At 35.1% G+C, this 20,708-nt stretch carries 24 protein-coding genes; 14 read left to right on the forward strand and 10 right to left on the reverse strand.

The window, feature by feature from the left end:
* Positions 1 to 32 precede the first annotated feature (32 nt).
* A complete protein-coding gene (locus AC4FQ5_RS02465; protein WP_491140920.1) occupies positions 33 to 410 on the forward strand; it encodes a DoxX family protein in 378 nt (125 codons plus the stop codon).
* Positions 411 to 503: 93 nt separating this feature from the next.
* On the opposite strand, the gene AC4FQ5_RS02470 is transcribed toward AC4FQ5_RS02465, so the two are convergent.
* Complete coding sequence (locus tag AC4FQ5_RS02470) at positions 504 to 1,862, reverse strand: acyl-CoA dehydrogenase family protein (protein WP_491140921.1); 1,359 nt, start codon at positions 1,860 to 1,862, stop codon at positions 504 to 506.
* A gap of 201 nt (positions 1,863 to 2,063) precedes the next feature.
* Between AC4FQ5_RS02470 and AC4FQ5_RS02475 the strand changes: the two genes are divergently transcribed.
* From AC4FQ5_RS02475 to AC4FQ5_RS02520, 10 genes are all read left to right on the forward strand, one after another.
* Positions 2,064 to 2,969: a DUF4349 domain-containing protein gene (locus AC4FQ5_RS02475; protein ID WP_491140922.1), complete on the forward strand. Its 906-nt coding sequence runs from the start codon at positions 2,064 to 2,066 to the stop codon at positions 2,967 to 2,969.
* Positions 2,970 to 3,078: 109 nt separating this feature from the next.
* The gene (locus AC4FQ5_RS02480; RefSeq protein ID WP_491140923.1) at positions 3,079 to 4,017 is read left to right on the forward strand and encodes a hypothetical protein; all 939 of its coding nucleotides are present in this window, start codon (positions 3,079 to 3,081) and stop codon (positions 4,015 to 4,017) included.
* A gap of 123 nt (positions 4,018 to 4,140) precedes the next feature.
* The gene (gene pgi, locus AC4FQ5_RS02485; RefSeq protein WP_491140924.1) at positions 4,141 to 5,781 is read left to right on the forward strand and encodes a glucose-6-phosphate isomerase; all 1,641 of its coding nucleotides are present in this window, start codon (positions 4,141 to 4,143) and stop codon (positions 5,779 to 5,781) included.
* Between the two features lie 42 nt (positions 5,782 to 5,823).
* The gene (locus AC4FQ5_RS02490; protein ID WP_491140925.1) at positions 5,824 to 6,042 is read left to right on the forward strand and encodes a hypothetical protein; all 219 of its coding nucleotides are present in this window, start codon (positions 5,824 to 5,826) and stop codon (positions 6,040 to 6,042) included.
* Between the two features lie 309 nt (positions 6,043 to 6,351).
* Positions 6,352 to 7,236 carry a bifunctional 5,10-methylenetetrahydrofolate dehydrogenase/5,10-methenyltetrahydrofolate cyclohydrolase gene (locus AC4FQ5_RS02495; protein ID WP_491140926.1) on the forward strand — a complete coding sequence of 295 codons (885 nt, stop codon included), beginning with the start codon at positions 6,352 to 6,354 and terminating at the stop codon, positions 7,234 to 7,236.
* Between the two features lie 6 nt (positions 7,237 to 7,242).
* Positions 7,243 to 7,872, forward strand: a complete 630-nt coding sequence (locus AC4FQ5_RS02500; RefSeq protein ID WP_491140927.1) for a 7-carboxy-7-deazaguanine synthase QueE — start codon at positions 7,243 to 7,245, stop codon at positions 7,870 to 7,872.
* A gap of 40 nt (positions 7,873 to 7,912) precedes the next feature.
* Entirely contained in the window at positions 7,913 to 9,283 is a 1,371-nt protein-coding gene (locus AC4FQ5_RS02505; RefSeq protein WP_491140928.1) for an exopolysaccharide biosynthesis polyprenyl glycosylphosphotransferase, read from the forward strand.
* Positions 9,284 to 9,312: 29 nt separating this feature from the next.
* A complete protein-coding gene (locus AC4FQ5_RS02510; protein WP_491140929.1) occupies positions 9,313 to 10,065 on the forward strand; it encodes an MlaE family ABC transporter permease in 753 nt (250 codons plus the stop codon).
* Positions 10,065 to 10,880 (forward strand): ABC transporter ATP-binding protein, encoded by an 816-nt coding sequence (locus tag AC4FQ5_RS02515; RefSeq protein WP_491140930.1) that lies wholly within the window; start codon positions 10,065 to 10,067, stop codon positions 10,878 to 10,880. Before AC4FQ5_RS02510 ends, AC4FQ5_RS02515 begins: the two co-directional genes overlap by 1 nt.
* Entirely contained in the window at positions 10,864 to 11,502 is a 639-nt protein-coding gene (locus AC4FQ5_RS02520) for an outer membrane beta-barrel protein (protein ID WP_491140931.1), read from the forward strand. The genes AC4FQ5_RS02515 and AC4FQ5_RS02520 overlap by 17 nt, the downstream gene beginning before the upstream one ends.
* A 32-nt stretch (positions 11,503 to 11,534) precedes the next feature.
* Here AC4FQ5_RS02520 and AC4FQ5_RS02525 read toward each other — a convergent pair whose 3' ends face one another.
* Both AC4FQ5_RS02525 and AC4FQ5_RS02530 read right to left on the reverse strand, forming a co-directional pair.
* Positions 11,535 to 11,846, reverse strand: coding sequence for a hypothetical protein (locus AC4FQ5_RS02525; protein ID WP_491140932.1), 312 nt, complete (start codon positions 11,844 to 11,846; stop codon positions 11,535 to 11,537).
* Positions 11,847 to 11,895: 49 nt separating this feature from the next.
* On the reverse strand, positions 11,896 to 12,699 hold the full coding sequence (locus tag AC4FQ5_RS02530; RefSeq protein WP_300348801.1) for a M48 family metallopeptidase: 804 nt from the start codon (positions 12,697 to 12,699) through the stop codon (positions 11,896 to 11,898).
* A gap of 103 nt (positions 12,700 to 12,802) precedes the next feature.
* Between AC4FQ5_RS02530 and AC4FQ5_RS02535 the strand changes: the two genes are divergently transcribed.
* Entirely contained in the window at positions 12,803 to 13,351 is a 549-nt protein-coding gene (locus AC4FQ5_RS02535) for a DUF4251 domain-containing protein (protein WP_491140933.1), read from the forward strand.
* Between the two features lie 2 nt (positions 13,352 to 13,353).
* Here the strand turns inward: AC4FQ5_RS02535 and meaB are convergent, their stop codons facing one another.
* Positions 13,354 to 14,337: a methylmalonyl Co-A mutase-associated GTPase MeaB gene (gene meaB, locus AC4FQ5_RS02540; protein WP_491140934.1), complete on the reverse strand. Its 984-nt coding sequence runs from the start codon at positions 14,335 to 14,337 to the stop codon at positions 13,354 to 13,356.
* Positions 14,338 to 14,517: 180 nt separating this feature from the next.
* Here meaB and AC4FQ5_RS02545 point away from each other — a divergent pair, with 180 nt between their 5' ends.
* Together AC4FQ5_RS02545 and AC4FQ5_RS02550 are read left to right on the forward strand one after the other, a co-directional pair.
* Positions 14,518 to 14,811 (forward strand): c-type cytochrome, encoded by a 294-nt coding sequence (locus tag AC4FQ5_RS02545; protein WP_491140935.1) that lies wholly within the window; start codon positions 14,518 to 14,520, stop codon positions 14,809 to 14,811.
* A gap of 26 nt (positions 14,812 to 14,837) precedes the next feature.
* Positions 14,838 to 15,125: a cytochrome C gene (locus AC4FQ5_RS02550; protein ID WP_491140936.1), complete on the forward strand. Its 288-nt coding sequence runs from the start codon at positions 14,838 to 14,840 to the stop codon at positions 15,123 to 15,125.
* A 15-nt stretch (positions 15,126 to 15,140) separates the two neighbouring features.
* Here the strand turns inward: AC4FQ5_RS02550 and AC4FQ5_RS02555 are convergent, their stop codons facing one another.
* From AC4FQ5_RS02555 to AC4FQ5_RS02580, 6 genes are all read right to left on the reverse strand, one after another.
* Positions 15,141 to 16,139 (reverse strand): enolase C-terminal domain-like protein, encoded by a 999-nt coding sequence (locus AC4FQ5_RS02555; RefSeq protein ID WP_491140937.1) that lies wholly within the window; start codon positions 16,137 to 16,139, stop codon positions 15,141 to 15,143.
* A gap of 25 nt (positions 16,140 to 16,164) precedes the next feature.
* On the reverse strand, positions 16,165 to 16,689 hold the full coding sequence (locus AC4FQ5_RS02560) for a tetratricopeptide repeat protein (protein ID WP_491140938.1): 525 nt from the start codon (positions 16,687 to 16,689) through the stop codon (positions 16,165 to 16,167).
* Positions 16,676 to 17,374, reverse strand: coding sequence for a peptide chain release factor H (gene prfH, locus AC4FQ5_RS02565; protein WP_491140939.1), 699 nt, complete (start codon positions 17,372 to 17,374; stop codon positions 16,676 to 16,678). The genes AC4FQ5_RS02560 and prfH overlap by 14 nt, the downstream gene beginning before the upstream one ends.
* Before the next feature lies 1 nt (position 17,375).
* Positions 17,376 to 17,921: a nucleotidyltransferase domain-containing protein gene (locus AC4FQ5_RS02570; protein WP_491140940.1), complete on the reverse strand. Its 546-nt coding sequence runs from the start codon at positions 17,919 to 17,921 to the stop codon at positions 17,376 to 17,378.
* A gap of 266 nt (positions 17,922 to 18,187) precedes the next feature.
* Positions 18,188 to 19,579, reverse strand: coding sequence for an RtcB family protein (locus AC4FQ5_RS02575; RefSeq protein ID WP_491140941.1), 1,392 nt, complete (start codon positions 19,577 to 19,579; stop codon positions 18,188 to 18,190).
* Positions 19,580 to 20,143: 564 nt separating this feature from the next.
* On the reverse strand, positions 20,144 to 20,644 hold the full coding sequence (locus tag AC4FQ5_RS02580; protein WP_491140942.1) for a hypothetical protein: 501 nt from the start codon (positions 20,642 to 20,644) through the stop codon (positions 20,144 to 20,146).
* Positions 20,645 to 20,708 lie beyond the last annotated feature (64 nt).

Consider the following 20,708-nt stretch of genomic DNA (forward strand, 5'->3'; position numbering starts at 1 on the left):
TTTTTTTTAAATTTGATATAAAATTATATCCCATGAAAATCGTAAAATTTATTCTTTGCCTTCTGTTTGGGCTCATGTTTATCAATGCCGGACTAGATAAATTCTTTCATTACAATCCGATGCCACAATTATCTGAAGAACAAATGAAAGTTTACGCAGCTTTCGAAGAAATCGGTTGGCTGATGCCATTAGTTGGAACTGTAGAAATAATTGGTGGATTATTGTTTATTTTCCCTAAAACCAGAGCTTTAGGGGCAATTATTATCTTACCTGTAATGATTGGTATCTTACTGCATAATGTTTACAGAGATCCATCATCAACAGGAATTGCCATTTCAGCAGTTTTAACTTTAATCAATCTTTGGATCATTATTGACAATAAAGAAAAATACAAAGCTTTAATTAGCTAAAAAATATGAATAGTCAATTGTGAATAATTCTCTTTGCTGTCAGTTTTAAATTCACCTGCAGAGCAAAATTCGCAATTGACTATTGATTCTGAATTACACAAATGCGCTAAACCCGGTAATTGATCTTCCGACAATCAGCGAATTGATTTCTTTTGTTCCTTCGTAAGAATAGATTGCTTCGGCGTCGGCTACAAATCTTGCAACATCATATTCGAGCAGAATTCCGTTTCCGCCCATTACTTCTCGCGCTCTTGAAACGATATCTCTGGTTCTCATTGTACAGAAAACTTTGGCTAAAGAAGCATGCTCATCTTTTAAAATATCTTCGTCCTGCATTTCAGAAAGTCTGAAAACCATGGTTTGCATTGCTGTAAGGTTGGATAACATTTCTACCAAATGCCCCTGAATCATCTGAAAAGATGCAATCGGTTTTCCGAATTGCTCTCTTGTTCTGGTGTAATCTAATGCGCTTTCGTAAGCTCCTCTTGCACAACCCGTTGCCATCCACGCAACTCCGGCTCTGGTCATTCTAAGAACTTTTGCGGTATCTTTAAACGAATTGGCATTCTGCAGCCTGTTCTCTTCTGTGACTAAACAATCTTTTAAAGTAATTAATCCGTTCTGAACAATTCTCAATGCCATTTTCCCTTTGATCTTCTCAACAGAATACCCCGGATTATCTTTTTCAACGATAAAACCTTTTACTTCACCGTCATCTAAATCTCTCGCCCAAATAATAATTAAATCTGCAAAAGTGGCATTTCCGATCCATTTTTTTTGCCCGTTCAGAATCCAGCCTTCAGAAGTTTTTTTGCAGGTTACCGTTAAACCTCCTGCTGCTCCGGAACCCACTTCCGGTTCTGTCAACCCGAAAGCACCTATTTTTTCAAACTTCTGCATTTGAGGAAGCCATTTCTGTTTCTGTTCTTCCGAACCACAGATATAGATCGAACCCATCGACAAACCAGATTGTACTCCGAAGAAAGTGGCAATTGAAGCATCTACTCTTGCCATTTCCATTGCAATAACACCTTCCATCAGAAAAGGCATTCCTTTACAGCCATAACCTTCATATGTAACACCGCAAATATCTAACTTTTGGAATTTTGGAATTAATTCATGCGGGAACTCATCTCTGAGCCAATAATGATTCACCAACGGTTTTACTTCTTTTTCCATGAATTCTCTTACTTTAGACTGAACTTCCCTTTGTTCTGCTGTCAACGTGTGATAAATATCGTAGAAATCTCCATCAATAATCGGAAGTTCTTTCTTTTTTTTATTCGGGTCAAGCATTTTCATCATTCCGCTCAATTGTTTGTCATCCAGTTTGGAAAAATTTTCCATGAGTTTCGGAAGATTTACTTTTTGAGAAATTTCGCTTAATTGATCAAAATCTATTGATCTGAATAATTCTATAGCGTTTCTGATTTTAGAAAAAGTTTTAGACATATTGATTTTGGTTTGATTTGTAAAATTTAAGCAAAAATCAATCCGAAATACCACACTAATAAACTACGCTATTTTACAAAATACTGATTTACAATCATTTAATTCAATTATTTTATTTACAAATCTTTTACTTGCCATTTTCAAACAATACAGACATTTCATTCTCAACTTTGAGGTAGGCAAAACATTAAAAATCAACATATGAAAACTACCTACATCAAATTATCATTGGCAACAGTTCTTTTAACAGGAATTTATTCTTGCAAAAAAGGGGAGGCATCCATAAGCGATTATGAAATCTCAGAAAGTGCAGATTCTGCAGCAGTTTCAAAAGAAATTTCTTCTGTCGCTACAATGAACGTGAAAGACAAACAATTCATCAAAACTGCTAACGTCAATATGGAAGTGAAAGACGTTTACGAAGCGACGATTTCCATCGAAAAATCGGTTCAGGATTTGGGAGGTTTTGTCACCAATAGCAATTTGCGCAGCAATGTTGTTTCAGAAGACTCCTACAACACATCAGACAACGAAGCCATGCTTGTGAAAAAATATCAGACAGAAAATACAATGCAGGTTCGTGTTCCTACTCAAAAACTAGGTGAACTTTTGACTATCATTAACAACAAAAAACTTTTTCTGAATTCAAGAATTATTAACGCTGAAGACGTCACTGCAAGTATAAAATATGCAGAACTCGAAGAAAAAAGAATTAAAAAAACCAGTGAAAATATTTCAGAGCTTAAGACAAACAAAGATAAAGTGAATATGAACAATGCTAATATGGCTGAAGAAAACCAGCAAAAGCTTGCCAATCTAGATGTTGCAGACAACTTAAATTACAGCACTGTAGATATTTACATCAAAGAGCCACAGTTCCGTATTGCAGAAATTGCTGTTACCAATACAACAAATATTGACAATAAATATAAGTTCGCCTTCTTTTACAGTGCAAAAAATGCCTTTGTGGAGGGCTTTTATCTGATTCAGAGAATTGTGGTGGGATTAATTATGATTTGGCCGATTCTCTTAATTACAGGTTTTGGATTTTACTTTTACAGAAAAAACCAATCTAAAAGGAAAGCAATTCAAGCTACAAAAAAATAAAACCGGCATCCTAACCTTAAGGTTATCATCATAATTTTAGATTTTACTGCCCTCCGATTTCCTCGGAGGTTTTTTATTAAAAGACTAATTTTGTACAAACAACCAAATTATGGGAACCATTTTCTTCATCGGAATTTTATTGGCATTTGTACTGCTTATGTTTTTTTGGAACCAGACAGGAAGAAAAGATCATCAAAATCCTGAAATAGAAAACAGGGAATCTAAAAATGAAAGTTTTGCAGTTTTAAATGAAACTCAACAGGAATTTTTAAAAGACCATCATAAAAGAATTGAGTTTAAAGGAAATGAAATTCATATTAAAAATCACTTATTATATGCCGGAGTAAGCTTTACGGAAACACAGGAACTCATTCTGGAAGGAAAAGTTCCGGAAATAAAAATTTATGAAAACGGAAAGTATCTGAGAACTTATAAAATTGAACCTAAAAATTCAAATCCAGACCTCAATAATCAGATTTTTGATTGCGAAGTAAGGGTTCATCCCGATTTTTCAGTACAGATAGAAGGCGCCATCTGTAAAAATAAAGATGATGAGAAAAGAGAATATGTGAGATTTCAACCTTTCTACCTTTCTAATAAAAATGAGAAAAACGAAGCTCTTTTTGGATGCGGGATGTTTGCAAGAGGACTTCATTTCAGTGGCTATATTTCATCAGGAGATATAAGACTCATCTGTATTTGTGATGCTTGTGAAAAAAGTTTCTCAGTAAATTTTCTTCATGCAGGATTTTCAGATGCACAATATTTCTATTCAACCAATAGTTTGGAAACGCTTATCGTTCCTTATGGTTACATCGAAGATATGCCGACTCAACTTCAGGAATACATTGAAGAAAGTACTCTTGCTAAAATAGAAAAACAGCTTCCGAAAACGTTTGACGGAGCATTTAAATATTACAATTCTTTCTGCTGTCCGCACTGTCATTCTCCTTTTAATAATTTCGAAAAATTCAAAGCAGACCGTACAAAAGAATATTATGTTCATTTTTATTTAAATAAAGGTCCTGTTTATTACCAAAAATTTTAACAGTAAAGTTCAATGCTGTAATTTCATCAAGGTTTTATTTTTCCGTAAATTTGTACCTTAATTTCAAGATTCAATTAGAAAATATTGATTCCAAACCTTGAATTTTTAAATGTTGAATTTACTATGCTATTAAAAATAAATCCTACCCAAACTAACAGCTGGAAGGCACTTGACGATCATTTTGCAAATAACGACTTAGAACTGAGAAGTCTTTTTCAATATAATACTGACCGTTTTAATCAATTTTCTGTAAAAAGAGAAAACTTCCTTTTCGATTATTCTAAAAACCTGATCACTGCTGAAACGAAACAGCTTTTGTTGAATTTAGCAGAAGAATGTCAGCTGCAGGATGCGATTTCAAAAATGTTTTCAGGTGACAAGATCAACGAAACAGAAGGAAGAGCCGTTCTGCATACAGCTTTGAGGGATTTTTCAGATAAAGAAATTTTGGTGGACGGTGAAAATATCAAGCCTCACATCAAAAGAGTACTTGATCACATGAAAGCTTTTTCTGAAAATGTAATTTCTGGAGAACATAAAGGTTTCAGCGGAAAAGAAATTACAGACGTTGTCAATATCGGAATCGGAGGTTCAGATTTGGGACCTGTAATGGTGGTTTCTGCTTTGAAACATTTTAAAACAAGATTAGATGTTCATTTCGTTTCCAACGTAGACGGAAATCATATTGCAGAAGTTGTAAAAAATTTAAACCCTGAAACCACTTTATTTATCATTGCTTCCAAAACGTTTACAACTCAGGAAACAATGACGAATGCAAACTCAGCAAAAAACTGGTTCTTAAAAGCAGGAAAACAGGATGATGTAGCAAAACACTTTGTGGCTTTATCAACTAATGTTCAGGCAGTTAAAGAATTTGGAATTGCAGAAGAAAACATCTTCGAATTCTGGGATTGGGTTGGAGGAAGATATTCACTTTGGAGTGCAATTGGTTTAAGCATTGTTCTTTCAGTAGGGTATGAAAATTTCGAGCAATTATTGAAAGGAGCATACGATACAGATCAACATTTCCAGACAGCAGATTTTTCTGAGAACGTTCCTGTTTTGATGGGGTTATTAGGAATTTGGTATCGTAATTTTTATGCTGCGACAACATATGCAATTTTACCGTACTCTCAGTATTTAGACCGATTTGCAGCCTATCTTCAACAGGGAGATATGGAAAGTAACGGAAAATGTGTCGACAGAAACGGTGAATTTGTAGAATATGAGACAGGACCAATCATTTGGGGAGAACCTGGAACCAATGGACAACATGCTTTCTATCAATTGATTCACCAGGGAACAGAATTGATTCCTGCAGATTTTATTGCTTATGCAAAAAGTCCTAACAAAGTTTCTGACCATCAGGATAAATTGTTAGCTAACTTTTTCGCTCAGACTGAAGCACTTGCCTTTGGGAAAACAGAAGAAGAAGTTGAAGAGGAATTAAAAGCTTCAGGGAAATCTGACGAGGAAATTGATTTCTTATTAAACTATAAAGTTTTTCATGGGAATACACCTACTAACTCTATTATGTTCAATGAATTAACTCCATTTTCACTAGGACAGTTAATTGCTTTATATGAGCATAAAATTTTCGTTCAGGGAGTAATCTGGAATATCTTCAGTTTTGATCAGTTTGGAGTTGAATTAGGAAAAGTTTTAGCAAATAAAATCTTACCGGAATTGGAAAATGGTGAGACAATAAGTTCTCATGACAGTTCTACGAATGGGTTGATTAATTATTATAAATCAAACAAATAACTTGTTTGAGATTTTCATTAATTTTGATTAAAATTTATAAAGATGACACAGATTATTATTCAACTTAACGATAAAGAGGAGCAAATCTTTGTGGAGACATTTTTAAAAAAAATGAAAATCAGTTTTGAAAAAAATGAAGAGGATTTTGAACTGACAGATGAAATGAAAAGATTAATTGATGAAAGATTAGCAGAAGATGAAAACACTTATGTAGATGCTGAAGAGTCTTTAAAAAAGATTTCTGAAAAATATGGCATATAAAATTGTTTTATCTCCAAAAGCAGAAATAGAAATTGATGATGCTATTCAATATTATAATCAATTTTCTAAATCAGCGGCAAAATCATTTAAGAACAACTTTTGAATTCTTATAAAAAAATTCGACTAAATCCTTTTTTTGAAAAAAAATATAATAATATAAGGTTTTTACCTTTTTCAAAGTATCCCTATATTGTTTTATTTCGGGTTGATGAAGTAGCAAAAAAGGTTTTTGTACTTTCTGTTTTCTGCACTCATCAGAATCCGGAAAAATATCCTTAAAATCTAATAATAAAAAGTAATAAAAGTAAAATGGCAGAAATTCTTGACGGATTAAAAGTTTCCAAAGAAATCAAGGCAGAAATCAAGGTTGAAGTTGATAAGATCATTGCAAGCAAAAGAAGAGCACCACATTTGGTAGCGATTCTTGTTGGGAACAACGGAGCGAGCAAGGCTTATGTAAATGCTAAAGTGAAAGATTGCGAAGAAGTAGGTTTTCAATCTAGCTTAGTTAAATTTCCAAGTACGGTTTCTGAATCTGAATTATTGGAAAAAATCGAAGAACTTAATAAAGATAAATCTGTAGATGGTTTCATCGTTCAGTTGCCTTTACCAGACCAGGTCGATCAGGAAAAAATCATCAATGCAATTGATCCAAGAAAAGACGTTGATGGCTTCCACCCTACAAATTTCGGAAAAATGGCTTTAGAAATGGATACATTTTTACCTGCAACTCCATTCGGAATTTTAACATTATTGGAAAGATATAATATTGAAACCAAAGGTAAAGACTGTGTCATCATCGGTAGAAGTAAAATTGTAGGGAGACCAATGAGTATCCTGATGGGAAGAAAAGATTTCCCTGGAAATTCAACGGTTACATTGACGCACTCTTATACAAAAGACATCGAAGAATATACTAAAAAAGCAGACATCGTTATTACAGCTTTGGGAGATCCTCACTTCTTAAAAGGTGAAATGATCAAAGACGGAGCCGTGATTGTAGATGTAGGAATTACAAGAGTAGATAACGATTCTCCAAAAGGATATTATTTGGCAGGTGATGTAGATTTTGACAGCTGTGCCGCAAAAGCAAGCTGGATCACGCCTGTTCCCGGAGGTGTCGGACCTATGACAAGAGCAATGTTGATGAAAAACACCATCATCGCTTACAAAACTTCGGTCTATAATGACTAATTTAAAATGAATAAAGAAGAAGATATTTTATTAAATGAAGGTAAAATGCTCCCGGTGATGGAGCATTTTTACACAATTCAGGGAGAAGGAGCACATACCGGAAAAGCAGCCTATTTCATCAGATTGGGAGGCTGCGACGTCGGTTGCCATTGGTGTGATGTAAAGGAAAGCTGGAATCCTGATCTTCATCCTTTAATGAATGCAGAAGAAATTGCAGAAACGGCAGCAAAACACTGCAAGATTGTTGTATTAACCGGTGGTGAGCCATTGATGTGGAATTTAAATATCTTGACATCCAAATTAAAAGAATTGGGATGTACCGTTCATATAGAAACTTCGGGAGCTTATCCGATGAGTGGACACTTGGACTGGATCACGCTTTCGCCCAAAAAAACAGGGCTTCCGAAAGAAGAAATTTATGCTAAAGCACACGAACTGAAAATGATTATTTTTAACAATAATGATTTCAAATTTGCAGAAGAACAGGCTGCAAAAGTTTCTGAAAACTGCAGATTGTACCTTCAGAGTGAGTGGAGCAAGCGTGATGAGATGTATCCTAAAATCACAGATTTCATTCTTGCAAACCCTCGTTGGCAGGCATCGGTTCAGACCCATAAATATCTTAATATCCCATAAAAATTCCTTAAATTAGCCTCTGTATCCTACATTTAAATAGATGCAAAGAATCCGGTATTCCAGATATTTAAAAACTATTATCATCATGCTTGACCTTCTGGTGATAGCAGGTATTCTTATATTGTATTTCTTAAACCGGAACCCTGATTTTGTACATGACAGAGATCTGTTGTCTCAAAATTTGTTTTCAGTTCTGCTTATCTTTTTTTTCTGGATATTATTAAGCGGAAGAACAAAAATTTACAATATCGCCAGAAATCTCACTTATCTTGTTTTCGTAGAACGTGTCATTGTTCATTTCCTCTTATTTACTATTGGGATTGTTCTTATCAGAAAAGTCAGTAACAATCAGTTTTTCAGCTCTGAGCTGACCTGGTTTTCATTGTATCTGTTTTCAGCTATTATTTTAACGAAATCTATTGTCTATTTCATTATCAGATATTTTCGATCTTTAGGAATTAACAACCGGAACGTCATGTTTCTGCACGAGAATGATTCTACCGAAACACTGAAAAACATTCTTAAGGAAAGGAAAGATTATGGCTATAAAATTTTCAGCTATGATTCATCCGAGATTAATTCAGATACGCTTATTAATTTCTGGAAATCAAACGGTATTCATACCCTATTCATTCCGACAGAAAATCCTTTTTCAGATCACACCAAAGATGAGATTTTCAGATTGGCAGAAGCTCATAAAATACACATCTCATTAATACCCAATATTTCTCAAAACGATTATTTCTTCTTCGATTTGGGCTACATCGAAACTCAGCCGGTTTTAAATCAGGGAAAATATCCTTTAGATTTCTATTCAAATTTTTTGCTAAAGCGAATATTCGACGTTACTTTTTCGATATTGGTCTTAGTTTTGATTTGCTCTTGGTTGTTCCCTGTCATTGCATTTTTAATTAAAAGAAGTTCAAAAGGTCCTGTTTTTTTTGTTCAGAAGAGATACGGTTTTCACGAAGAAGTTTTTAATTGCATTAAATTCAGAACCATGGTTGTAAATGATGATTCATCCGTAAAAACTACTGAAGAAAATGATACAAGAATTACAAGAATCGGAAAGTTTTTAAGAAAAACAAGCTTAGATGAAATGCCCCAGTTCATTAATGTTTTGAAGGGCGAAATGTCAGTTGTAGGACCAAGACCTCATATGCTTGCAGTAGATAATTATTATAAACCAAAGATAGGAAGATATACATTAAGAAGTTTAGCCAGTCCCGGAATTACAGGTTTAGCTCAGGTAAGTGGCTTTCGCGGAGACTCAGGAAATGTGGAAGTAGAGATGAACAAACGTATTCTTGCAGATGCATTTTATATAAGAAACTGGAGTTTTGTTATGGATATGGTCATCATCTTAAGAACCATCGTTCTGGTGCTGTGTGGTGACAAAAATGCAAAGTAAAATAAATAAAAATAGTCTAATTTAGCAGAATGTTAAAAAAGTTTTTTACAGCCGTGGGTGAATATATGATCCTGATCGGTAAATCTCTTCAAAAGCCACAGAAAATGAGAGTTTTCTGGAAGCTATTTATGAGAGAAATCAATGATTTGGGAGTCAACTCTTTCGGGTTGGTTACTTTCACATCTATATTTGTCGGTGCGGTGGTTGCTATACAGATGTTTAATAATTTTGATGCATCCTCGTTTCCAATTCCTACTTCGTTTGTAGGTTATGCAACCAAAGCAGTTTTGGTACTAGAATTTGCACCCACGATTATCAGTTTGATCCTTGCTGGAAAAGTAGGGTCGTATATTGCATCAACTATCGGAACCATGCGTGTTTCTGAGCAGATTGACGCATTGGATATTATGGGAGTCAACTCTCCTAATTTCCTGATTTTACCTAAAATCATTGCCTGCCTTATTTTTAATCCTATTTTAATAGCAATCAGTATCGTTTTTGGTATTGGTGGTGGTTATATAGCAGGAATGCTGACCGGAAACTGGACAACCGCAGATTACATCACAGGTATCCAAATGTATATGCCAAATCTTTTCATCATTTATGCATTCACCAAAACCATTGTTTTTGCATTTGTCATTGCAACAGTTCCTTCATACTTTGGATATTTCGTAAAAGGCGGTTCACTGGAAGTTGGTAGAGCAAGTACGCAAGCTGTAGTTTGGACGATGGTTTTCATCATTATTTCCGAATTGATTTTAACACAATTAATATTAAGCTGATGATTGAGGTAAAAGATCTTAAAAAGAGTTTTGGTGATGTTGAAGTGCTTAAAGGAATTTCAACCACTTTCGAAAAAGGGAAGACAAACCTTATAATTGGGCAGAGCGGTTCCGGAAAAACTGTTTTCCTGAAAAGTCTGTTAAACGTTTACCAACCCTCATCGGGGGAAATCCTTTTTGACGGAAGAGATATTAATGTAATGAACCGTGAAGAAAAACAGCATTTGCGGTCTGAGATCGGAACTTTATTTCAGGGAAGCGCATTATTTGACTCTTTAACGGTGGAAGAAAATATCATGTTTCCACTCGATATGTTTACAAATCTGACTTTCAGAGAAAAGAAAAGAAGAGTTTTTGAGGTAATCGGACGAGTACATTTAGATAAAGCAAACCGAAAATTCCCGTCAGAAATTTCAGGAGGTATGCAGAAACGTGTTGCTATTGCCAGAGCAATTGTAAACCATCCCAAATATCTTTTCTGTGATGAGCCCAATTCAGGATTAGACCCTTATACGTCTAATGTTATTGACGATTTATTGCTAGAAATCACGAAAGAATATAACACAACGACAATTATCAATACCCACGATATGAACTCTGTGATGACAATTGGCGAAAAAATTGTCTATCTGAGATTGGGAATAAAAGAGTGGGAAGGTAATAAAGACATCCTGATCACAGCAGGCAACAAAAACCTGATTGACTTTGTTTATTCATCAGAATTATTCAAAGAATTGAGAGAATATTTACTTGAAAATAATAAAACTGTAGAAAATACAATCACTAAAATTGACGACAATGAAAAAGGTAATTAGTATCGCATTATTAAGTTTTTCAATCTTTGCCTCGGCACAGATTTCTCTGGCAGCAAAAGCTAATGTTTTAATCCCTACAAGCTCTGCATCCTGGAAAAACCTTAAAACTGCAGCGACCAATGCAGTAGAACAAAAAGGGAAAAACATTACTGGTTTCAATGCCGGGTTGTCTCTGAAAATCGATTTGCCGACTGCATTATATTTAATGCCGGAAATTTATTATACCAATTTCAGCAATGAAGTTACTGTAGCAAATGACATTAACGCAGAAGCGACTACGATAAAAGCAAAAAGCAGCAGAATTGACGTTCCTGTTTTGGTAGGAGTGAATGTTTTGGGGGATCTATTGAGTGCTTATGCAGGTCCTGTAGGAAGTTTTAATCTTGCTAAAGGAGATAATTTCGGTAGTTTTGTACAGAAAGTTGACGCTAAAGAATTTACTGTTGGATATCAGTTAGGTTTCCAGAGTGAAATCAAGAAAGTTATCCTTTCGGCAAAATATGAAGGTGCATTTTCAAAAGACCAGAGAAAATTTATCAACAATGTTGCAGGATCGAGTCAGGAAATCGACTATGATAACAGATCAAGTCTTTTTATGCTTGGTGTAGGATATAAATTCTAACAAAATTTACTTTAATATAAAAAATCCTCAAATTAAATTTGAGGATTTTTATTTTGATATTCCAGCTCGGCTTCGCGTTGTGCGATTAGCGCTGCCTGTTTTTCCAATTCTTCTTTATCTTTCTGAAGCTGTTTAAATTCTTTTCTCTGCTGTTCAGCTTTTATTGCAGAGCCTTTGCTCACATAACCAATCATTCCACCAATGATGAGCCCAATTCCAATTCCCGCCATTACACCCATTACATGGGAAATCGTAATCTTTTCAACAGTAAAATCTGTTGTCAGATAAAATAGCAATGCCGATACTGCTAAAAGTATAAGTCCTGTTATCGAGATACCTTTCATGATATGATAATTTTAGTTTAATAAAGTATAGAAGAAAATGTATTTTAAATTAAACCTTTCCTCCTGCTGCTCTGTAATATTCTAATGCTTTGGGAAGATTTTTCTGAATATCCCCTACTCTTGATCCCGGACTTGGGTGAGTGGATAAAAATTCAGGTTGTCTGGCTCCTGAAGATGAAGCCTCCATTCTGTTCCAGAAAGGAATTGCCTGTCTTGGATCGTAGCCAGCCATTGACATCAGATATAATCCCATCTGATCAGCTTCCAATTCCTGATTTCTACCATATTTCAACAAAACTACCTGTGACCCGATTGGATACACACTTTGAAAGATTGCTGCTGTTTTTTCATTTTTTATCGCCAGACCAGATGCTGTACCCAAACCTTGAGCAATCATTGATTGTGAAATTCTTTCGTTACCGTGACCTGCCAATGCGTGAGAAACCTCGTGTCCCATTACGACAGCTAACCCTGTGTCATCTTTAGTGATTGGAAGGATCCCGGAATAAACCGCAACTTTACCTCCCGGCATACACCAGGCGTTTACCTGACTGTCCTGAAGAAGATTAAATTCCCATTTATAATTTGCAAGATCGGCACCACGTCCTATACTTGCGTAATATTTTTCGGCAGCATTTTTTATTCTGTTACCAACATTCTTCACGCTTTGAGCCTGAGAACCCGTAACTATTTTTGACTCATTTAAAGTCTGCTTATATTGTTGTAAAGCCATTGCTTCGATCTCAGAATTGTTGGCAATCTGTAACGAAGATCTTCCTGTGATAGGATTTGTCGTACAAGCTGCAACAGATAAAACTGTAGCTCCTATTCCTAATAGATGTGTAATTTTCATTGTGTTACTTATTATAACTTCAACCTTACAATTTCTATTCCAAAAATAATCCGGAAAATAGATTTGCATAGATTTTGCTGTTTACCCTTACTAATAAAAGATTATGAAAAAGTTTATCAATATATTAGCCGTTTCTGTTTTAATTGCGTTTTTCCAAAGCTGTACTGCTCAAAACACTGTAGATTCGCAAACCGTCAACACTTTGGTAAGTTCCGAAGAGTTTACCTTTCATGCAGAAAGAGCAAACCCGATGAATTATGATGTGATCAATACACTAAATTCTATTCCGAATAATCCTTCAACAAGAATTCTTCAACTGGACGCAGGAAGTTATTCGATTGAAATAAAAAAAGATAAGATGGAAGTTGTTCTCCCGTATTTTGGAAGAGCATTTAATTCAAGCTATGGAAGATCAGACAACAGTTATAGATTTACGTCAAAAGATTACACAATAACAAAATCTCAAAGTAAAAAAGGAAATTGGATTTTTAAAATTAAACCGAATGATGTAAATAATGTTTCTGATATTAATATAGAAGTGTACAAAAATGGAAAAGCATTCACCTCAATCAGAAGTAACGACAGACAGCCGATTACCTATGATGGATATATTTCTAAAAATGAAGAAATCAAGGTAAAGAAAATTGAGTAATACTAATTCTTTTTAAGAAATTTCTCAACAAACAATTTTGCTTCAGTACTTGGGTTCGAAACCATTGCTGAAGCATTTTTTTTATGCTGAATGTAAGCCTCTTCCACAGAATTGTTTTTTTTCATCATTGATAAAATATATTCCTGAACCCAATATTCAAAGCGTTTTTCTGCCTGTTGTTTTCTTACAAGATCAAAACGTTCTGTTTTCTTTTTTAGAGAAATAAATTCATCAATTTTATTATAAACTTCATCCAAACCTTCATCATAAAGTGCAGAACCGAGTAAAACAGGAACTTTCCAATCTTTCTCTTTAGGCGGAATAAAATCCAGAGCTCTTTTTAATTCAAGCCTTGTATTTTTTGCTTTCTGAAGATTCTCTTTTTCAACTTTATTAATGAAAACTACATCAACCATTTCCATAATTCCTCGTTTAATCCCTTGAAGTTCGTCTCCGCCACCAATTATTTTTAAAAATAAAAAAACATCTGTAATATCAGCAACCAAAACTTCGGACTGCCCTACTCCCACGGTTTCAATTAAAATATAATCATAACCTGCAGCTTCACAAATCAACATAGTCTCAAAAGTAGTATTGGCAACACCTCCTAAAAATCCGGAACTGGGGGAAGGCCGGATAAAAGCATTTTCTTCTTTTGCCAATTCTTCCATTCGGGTTTTGTCGCCCAAAATACTGCCTTTATTGATTGCCGAACTGGGATCAATTGCCAAAACAGCAACCTTTTTACCCTTCGAAATTGCCAGTCTTCCAAAATTTTCTATAAAAGTTGATTTTCCGGCTCCGGGAACCCCCGTAATTCCCACACGGACAGATTTTCCGGTGAAAGGCATGATTTGTTTTAATAAATCTTCCGCCTGTAATCTGTGTTCAGGTTTCTTGCTTTCAACCAAAGTAATAGCTTTTGCAATCAGACGTTTATCGCCTGACTGTATTCCTTCTGTTAACTCTTCTGTTGAAAATTTCACCTGATTATTTCTGTTGTTCTACAAAAAATACAACCTTTCGGTTCTTTGATTCAAAAATATAAAAATAACCTGCAAAATCCGTGAAAACAGCTCATTAATTTTAATGCTTCTAAATTAAATACTTTTGTATGATGCCTCTCGGGAATTGTCTATTTTTGTTATCATTCAAATAAAAACCATATGAAAAAACTAATTGCTGCTGCATCATTCACTGCAATTTTATTAGCTTCCTGCACACCAAAAGCTTCAACACCGGTTACTCCGGCAGGTCCTGCAGTCTCTACTGCTGAGCAATTGGCTCAGGGAAAAACAATTTTTGAAAATTCATGCAAAAGATGTCATGGCTTGCCAGATCCAACCGCTTATTCTTCTGTACAATGGGTAGGAATCATGAATTCTATGGCTCCCAAAGCAAAACTTACGGATGAGCAACATCAATGGGTTTATGATTATGTAGTTTCTGTGAAAAAGTAATTGAATCATTCACCAAAAATAATAATATGAAAAAGTTAGTTTTAAGTTTTGTCCTCATTTCGGCTTTTTTAGCTTCTTGCGGACCGAAAAGTACCGCCGTAACCGGGCCAAAATATACCTCATCTGAACAACTGGCTCAAGGGAAAACTATTTTTGAAAACTCGTGCAACAAATGTCATGGCTTACCAAGCCCGACAAAGCATGACGATCAGGGGTGGATAAAAACCTTAAGCAGAATGGCTCCCAGAGCTAAGTTAAATGACGACCAACATCAAATGGTTTACGACTATCTTATTTCTGTAAATAAAAAATAGCTTTCACCTGAAAGTCTATTTTTGTTTTAATGCTATTCCCAAGCCTGGTTTTTGGGAGAGAATTATTTTGCCGTTTTCTACAAAGTTTCCGGTAGCATAATCATTGGAAATAAGATTGGCTCCATCTAAATCTGCATAATCAACAAGTCCTGCTAAAACACAACCTGCAGAAATTCCAACACTTGATTCTGTCATACACCCTATCATGATTTTATAATTTAATTCTCTGGCTTTTTTGATCATTTCTAAAGCGGGAGTCAATCCGCCACATTTCATTAATTTGATATTGATGCTTTTGTAATAAGGAACTAATTTGTCTACTGAATCCAAATTTTGACAATCTTCGTCTGCCATCCAATTGGCGAAACTTTCTTTTTTAAGAATTTTATACTGATCAATCGGTCTTGGCTGTTCTAAATATGAAAACTTGCGAACCTCAACATTTTCCTGAAGCCAAAGACAATCTTCACCGGTAAAACTTGCATTTGAATCCAATGCAATATTTTGATTTAATTGCAACAATTTTCCGACACTGTTTTTATCTAAACCTTTACATTTCACTTTGAATTTGTTCCAACTGCTTTTTTCAATTTTTTGAATCTGTTTGTCAATTTCTCCCACAGAAATGGTGATTGAACTTTCAACTAAATTTTCAGAAGGAATCTGATTTAATTCAATGAAACTTCTGTTTTCCAGTTTCCCGAAAAGATCCCAATAAGCACAATCCAAGGCAGAAAGTAAAAACGGATGAAGATTTAAACTTAATAAAAATTTGAAAAAATCTTTTGGATGAATGATTTCCTGAGCTTCAATTTTAGGTTGAATTTCTTTTAATTTTACAACAAAACCCTGAAGATCAATTTGATAATAATCGATCGCAACGCATTCGCCATAACCTTTTCCGTTTTGATGAGACAATTTTATGAGTAATGCTTCCCGTTTATCATAATTTCCGTAAGCAATTGAAAATGTTTCTTTTAAGTGAAGCTGTTTAAGTTCAAACCGTAATTCCATTATTAAATTTACAAAAAAAGGAGACTTATTTCGTCTCCTCCTTCTTTTTAATTTGTTTTTGTTTTGGCTTTTTGGGCATTTTAGATCTTACAAATTTCTTGCGTTCTTTTACAATATTCAAACGGTATTCGGTAAAACAATATTTTTTAGCTTCATCCAAAAATTTCAAAGCATTTATTAAACTTCCTCTTTTCTCGGAAAGCAAAGATCTGTAAAGCCATATAATTGACTTATCAATACCTTTTACTTTCAATGAATACCGAATCAGTTTTTCTGCCTCATGCAAATCTTCGTTGTCCAAAAGACATTTGATGTAATATTGTGGAACATTTAAATTCGTTACATCACACTGCATCGCCTCCTCAAAATAGAGCTTTGCTTTTTCGTAGTCGGTCAACATTTCGCTGTAGATTCTTCCCATCAGACAAAGGCTGTCTGCATCTTCCGGATCGTAGGACAGCGCATAATTCAATGCTTCCAGGCAATCCGGTAAGCTGTAAGGATAATTATCTAAAGCCTCGAAGTAGTATTTACTTTTAGTTAAGGTCATTTTTGTAGTTTTTTAATTCGTTTTTCAGGACGTTTCTTTGTTTTTTAAACGATTTTTCCTGATAATTCTTTTTAAAATCTGTTCCGGAAAAAGTACGGATCGGACTTCCTCTTTGCACCTGCAAATGATTGTTCCAGGTTTCCTGCATTCTTTTTTGAAGCTGAATAATATTCTGTTCCATCACTTTTTCTTTTAATCTTATGATAGATAATTTTTTATTCTCCAATTGGGAACGCGAATCCTGTACGAAAACACTTTGTCCTGTTGGTAAATGAGTCGCACGAACGGCAGTGTTCACTTTATTTACATTTTGTCCGCCACTTCCCTGACTTCTCGTAGTCTGAAACTGAATATCTTTTTCATTAAAATTGATTTTCTCCAAACCTTCTAATTCAAAAATTCCGATGAACCAATTGCTTCTTTTGTGCAGTTTCCGGAATGTACTTTTCCCTGTCCAACAAATACTTCCCAACCATGTTTTTAAAAATTCATTTAAATTTTTTGATTTTAAAAGGATGGTTACGGATTTCAATGTCAGATTTTCATCCCCGCTTTCCCGGTGGATAATTTCATATTCTATTTTTTCCTGTTTTATCTCCTCAAGAAAAACCTTCAGAATTTTGGCAACAACCCATTGACATTCTAAAGGTCCTCTTCCTGAAGTAATTTGTATTATTCTGTCCATTTTATTTTGGCATTTCACTTAATCGGGGATGACGGACAGGATCAATTCCCTTTTCCAATAAATCTTTTGCAGCCATCACTGCCCAACATTTATCACTGGAATGTATATTTCTGTAAAATGAAAGTAAAACTTCGGGTTTTACGATGGTAAATCCATTGGCTTCAATAGTCTCCAGATTATTTCTTTCAAAGAAATCTATTGTAATTCTATGAAATTTCCCGTTTTCCAACTCGACTGTTTTTTCATACCTGCGAAAGCTTTCTTCGCTCGGCAGATGGTCATATCGGGTCCAGACTTTTTGAAAACCCTCCTGCTGAAGAGCCATAACTACTTCAGCAACATTTTCTTTCTTTACAAAAACATCAATATCCTTATGGTCGTGGGCATGTTTGTATTCTGTATGTCCTGCTTCAGACATAAAATGCCACGCCCAACCTCCTGATATAATGATTTTATTTTTTAATTTTTCTAAAATTTCAAGCCCATGCAGGATTCTAAATTCCGGCCAGACTTCTCCGTATCTTTTTATATTATGTGGTGCTCCCATTTTTTTGTTTTTTTATTTATATACAAACCTAACAGGTTTTCGAAACCTGTTAGGTTTAGATTTTATTGACAGAAAGTTATCCTAGCCCTGATTGCAGCAATTGTTTGAACTTGTTTTCTGGATTTCGGCGGCGGCTTTGCCGCCGCCGAAATCCAGAAAACAACGAGTGCGGAAAGCGCGATCAAGCTCCTAATATTCTGATTAATAGTTGTCGGTTCTGGTTATCAGCCAAACCTATCAACTGACAACCAGAAACTGACAACAAATTATTTATCCATCCTCACAATTCTGGGTTGAAAGGTTCCGAGAATGTCTACCAATTCGCTTTGCGCATTCATCACTTCATTGATGTCTTTGTACGCCATTGGTGCTTCTTCAGTATTTCCGCCCATCAAAACCACATTCTTTAGTTTTAATTCTTTTTTGATGTCGTTCTGAGTGAATAGATTTCTGCATTCTCCTCTCGAAAAAGCCCGTCCTGCACCGTGTGAAGCTGAATTCAGAGAATCCGGATTTCCTTTTCCGCGAACGATAAAACCTTTTGCTGTCATCGATCCGGGAATCATTCCCAATTCATTTTCATTGGCCGGAGTTGCTCCTTTTCTGTGAACAATCACTTCTTTTCCGTTATGGATCTCTTTCCAGGCAAAATTGTGATGGTTTTCAATTCTTGCTTTTACTCTGCCGCCAACAGCTTTCACTAATCTTCTGTGAATATCGTTATGACAGGCTGAAGCGTAATCTCCCGCGAGATTCATTGCCGTCCAATATTCCAATCCGAGGTGCGTGTTCAAATCCAGCCAGGCAAAGTTTTGCGCTTCTTTTGGCAACGGACATTGTTCTGTCGCAACTCTTGAATAATATTGAGCGATCTCTGCTCCCAATCCGCGCGAACCGCTATGCGAAAGGATCCCGAGGTATTTTCCTTTTGGAAGTCCGATCTGTTTGTCTTCTTCCGTAATTTCAACTTCCCCGAATTCCACAAAGTGATTTCCACCGCCGGAACTTCCCATTTGTTTGATGGCTTTTCCTTTTAATCTTCTCAAAATCGGTATCATATCGAAAGTATCTCTGTCGAAAATTTCGTGATCAACGTGAGATTTATGCGTTTCATACATCCCGAATTTAGTGTGTTCGGCAAGAGCTTTTTCATATTTATCTCTTGCTCCGTCCAGATATGAAATAGGGGTATCCAAAATACTGAGACTCATTCTGCAGCCAATATCCATCCCGACTCCATAAGGAATCACAGCATTTTCTACAGCGAGAACTCCACCAATCGGAAGTCCGTAACCGCTGTGTGCATCGGGCATTAAAGCTCCTTGTGTTGCAATTGGAAGTTTCAATGCGGTGTACAATTGGTTTTTTGCTTCATCCGAAATATTATTTCCGAAGATTTGAAAAGAAGCTCGGTTGGTATTCAACATTCTCTTCTCTGTTTTCTTAGATGAAAGCAAAGCTTCTGCAATTTGCCCGAAGGTTAAATCTTTTTCGTAATTCTCTGGATTGACTAGAATTTCCTTTAAAAGAGATTTTACATGATGAACGTTTTTAGTTGCAAAATTTCTTTTCATGACTTCCAAAGCGATATTTACACTCTGATTGTTTGGATAGCCCAGTTTTAATATATCTTTTCCTTTAAGTTTTAAATTTCCCATTGTTCTTTTATAAAATGTTAGATATTAGATGCTAGAAGTTAGACTTTGAGCATCTGATATTTTTTTCAACTAATATTTTAGTTGATTAATTTTTCAAACCTCATGGCTTTGAAATCTATGAGGTTTATTGGCAGAGCGTTATCATTAGCCCCGATTGCAGCGACATCCTTTTTTGCATGGGCTTGAAAAAAGCGTAGGAAAAAAAGATATAGCGGAAAGCGGGATTGAGCTCCTAAAAAAATGGATTTCGGGAAAACTTGGTTGAGTTTTGAAATATTGCGCAATAAAAAACCCGAAATCTTTATGACTTCGGGTTTTGATATTTCATTATACTGTTATTCTAAGAGTGTACCAAACCACGAAGCCTTACCACCATAAGTGGCAAACCGAAAGGAGAATTATGATCTAATCTGAACATTGCTTCGTTGTTTTTTTAATTGGTTAAACTTGATTTTCAGTTGCAAAGATAGAATAATTTTGATACTGGCAAATATTTTTTTGAAAAAAACAATAAAAAAACCTGAACAAATTTCTTTATTCAGGTTTCATATTGTAAAATTTAGTTTAATCTTTTGAACCAAGATCATCCATCGTATCACTCATTCCGCGGGTACTTTGATTAGAAGTTCTTTCAGAATCCAGAAAATAAAGATTGTGTCTTGCTTTGGCTATAATACCATTATAAACGTCTTCCGGAAGACCTGCTGTATCAGACTTTTCTTCACTGAATGAAGGTTTGTTATATATTTTTAACGCACCATACTGATCCAATATTTTTTTTGCATCCTGTGCTTCTGTAATGGTAGAAGTATAAACAACTACATTGGTTTTACCTGCACTTTCTCTGCTGTAAGCATCCAGCAATTCATTTTCATTTACGAAAACATGATTCCAGAAACTTTTTGTTTTTTCATCATCCTGATAATCATCAGTCGTTGATTCGTCTTCAATTCTAGATTTTGAAACAATGATATCTGCTTCATTAAACCCCTGATTTTTTAATCCTGATGTGATTTCCTCTGTATTGACATTTGCGGGAAATACTGAAACTACTGTATAAGCCATAATATTTTATTTTTTGTTATGCTTTACAGTACAAATGTTGTGCAAAAAAAATCTGATTACGACT

This window comes from Chryseobacterium sp. DT-167, from assembly GCF_058310155.1.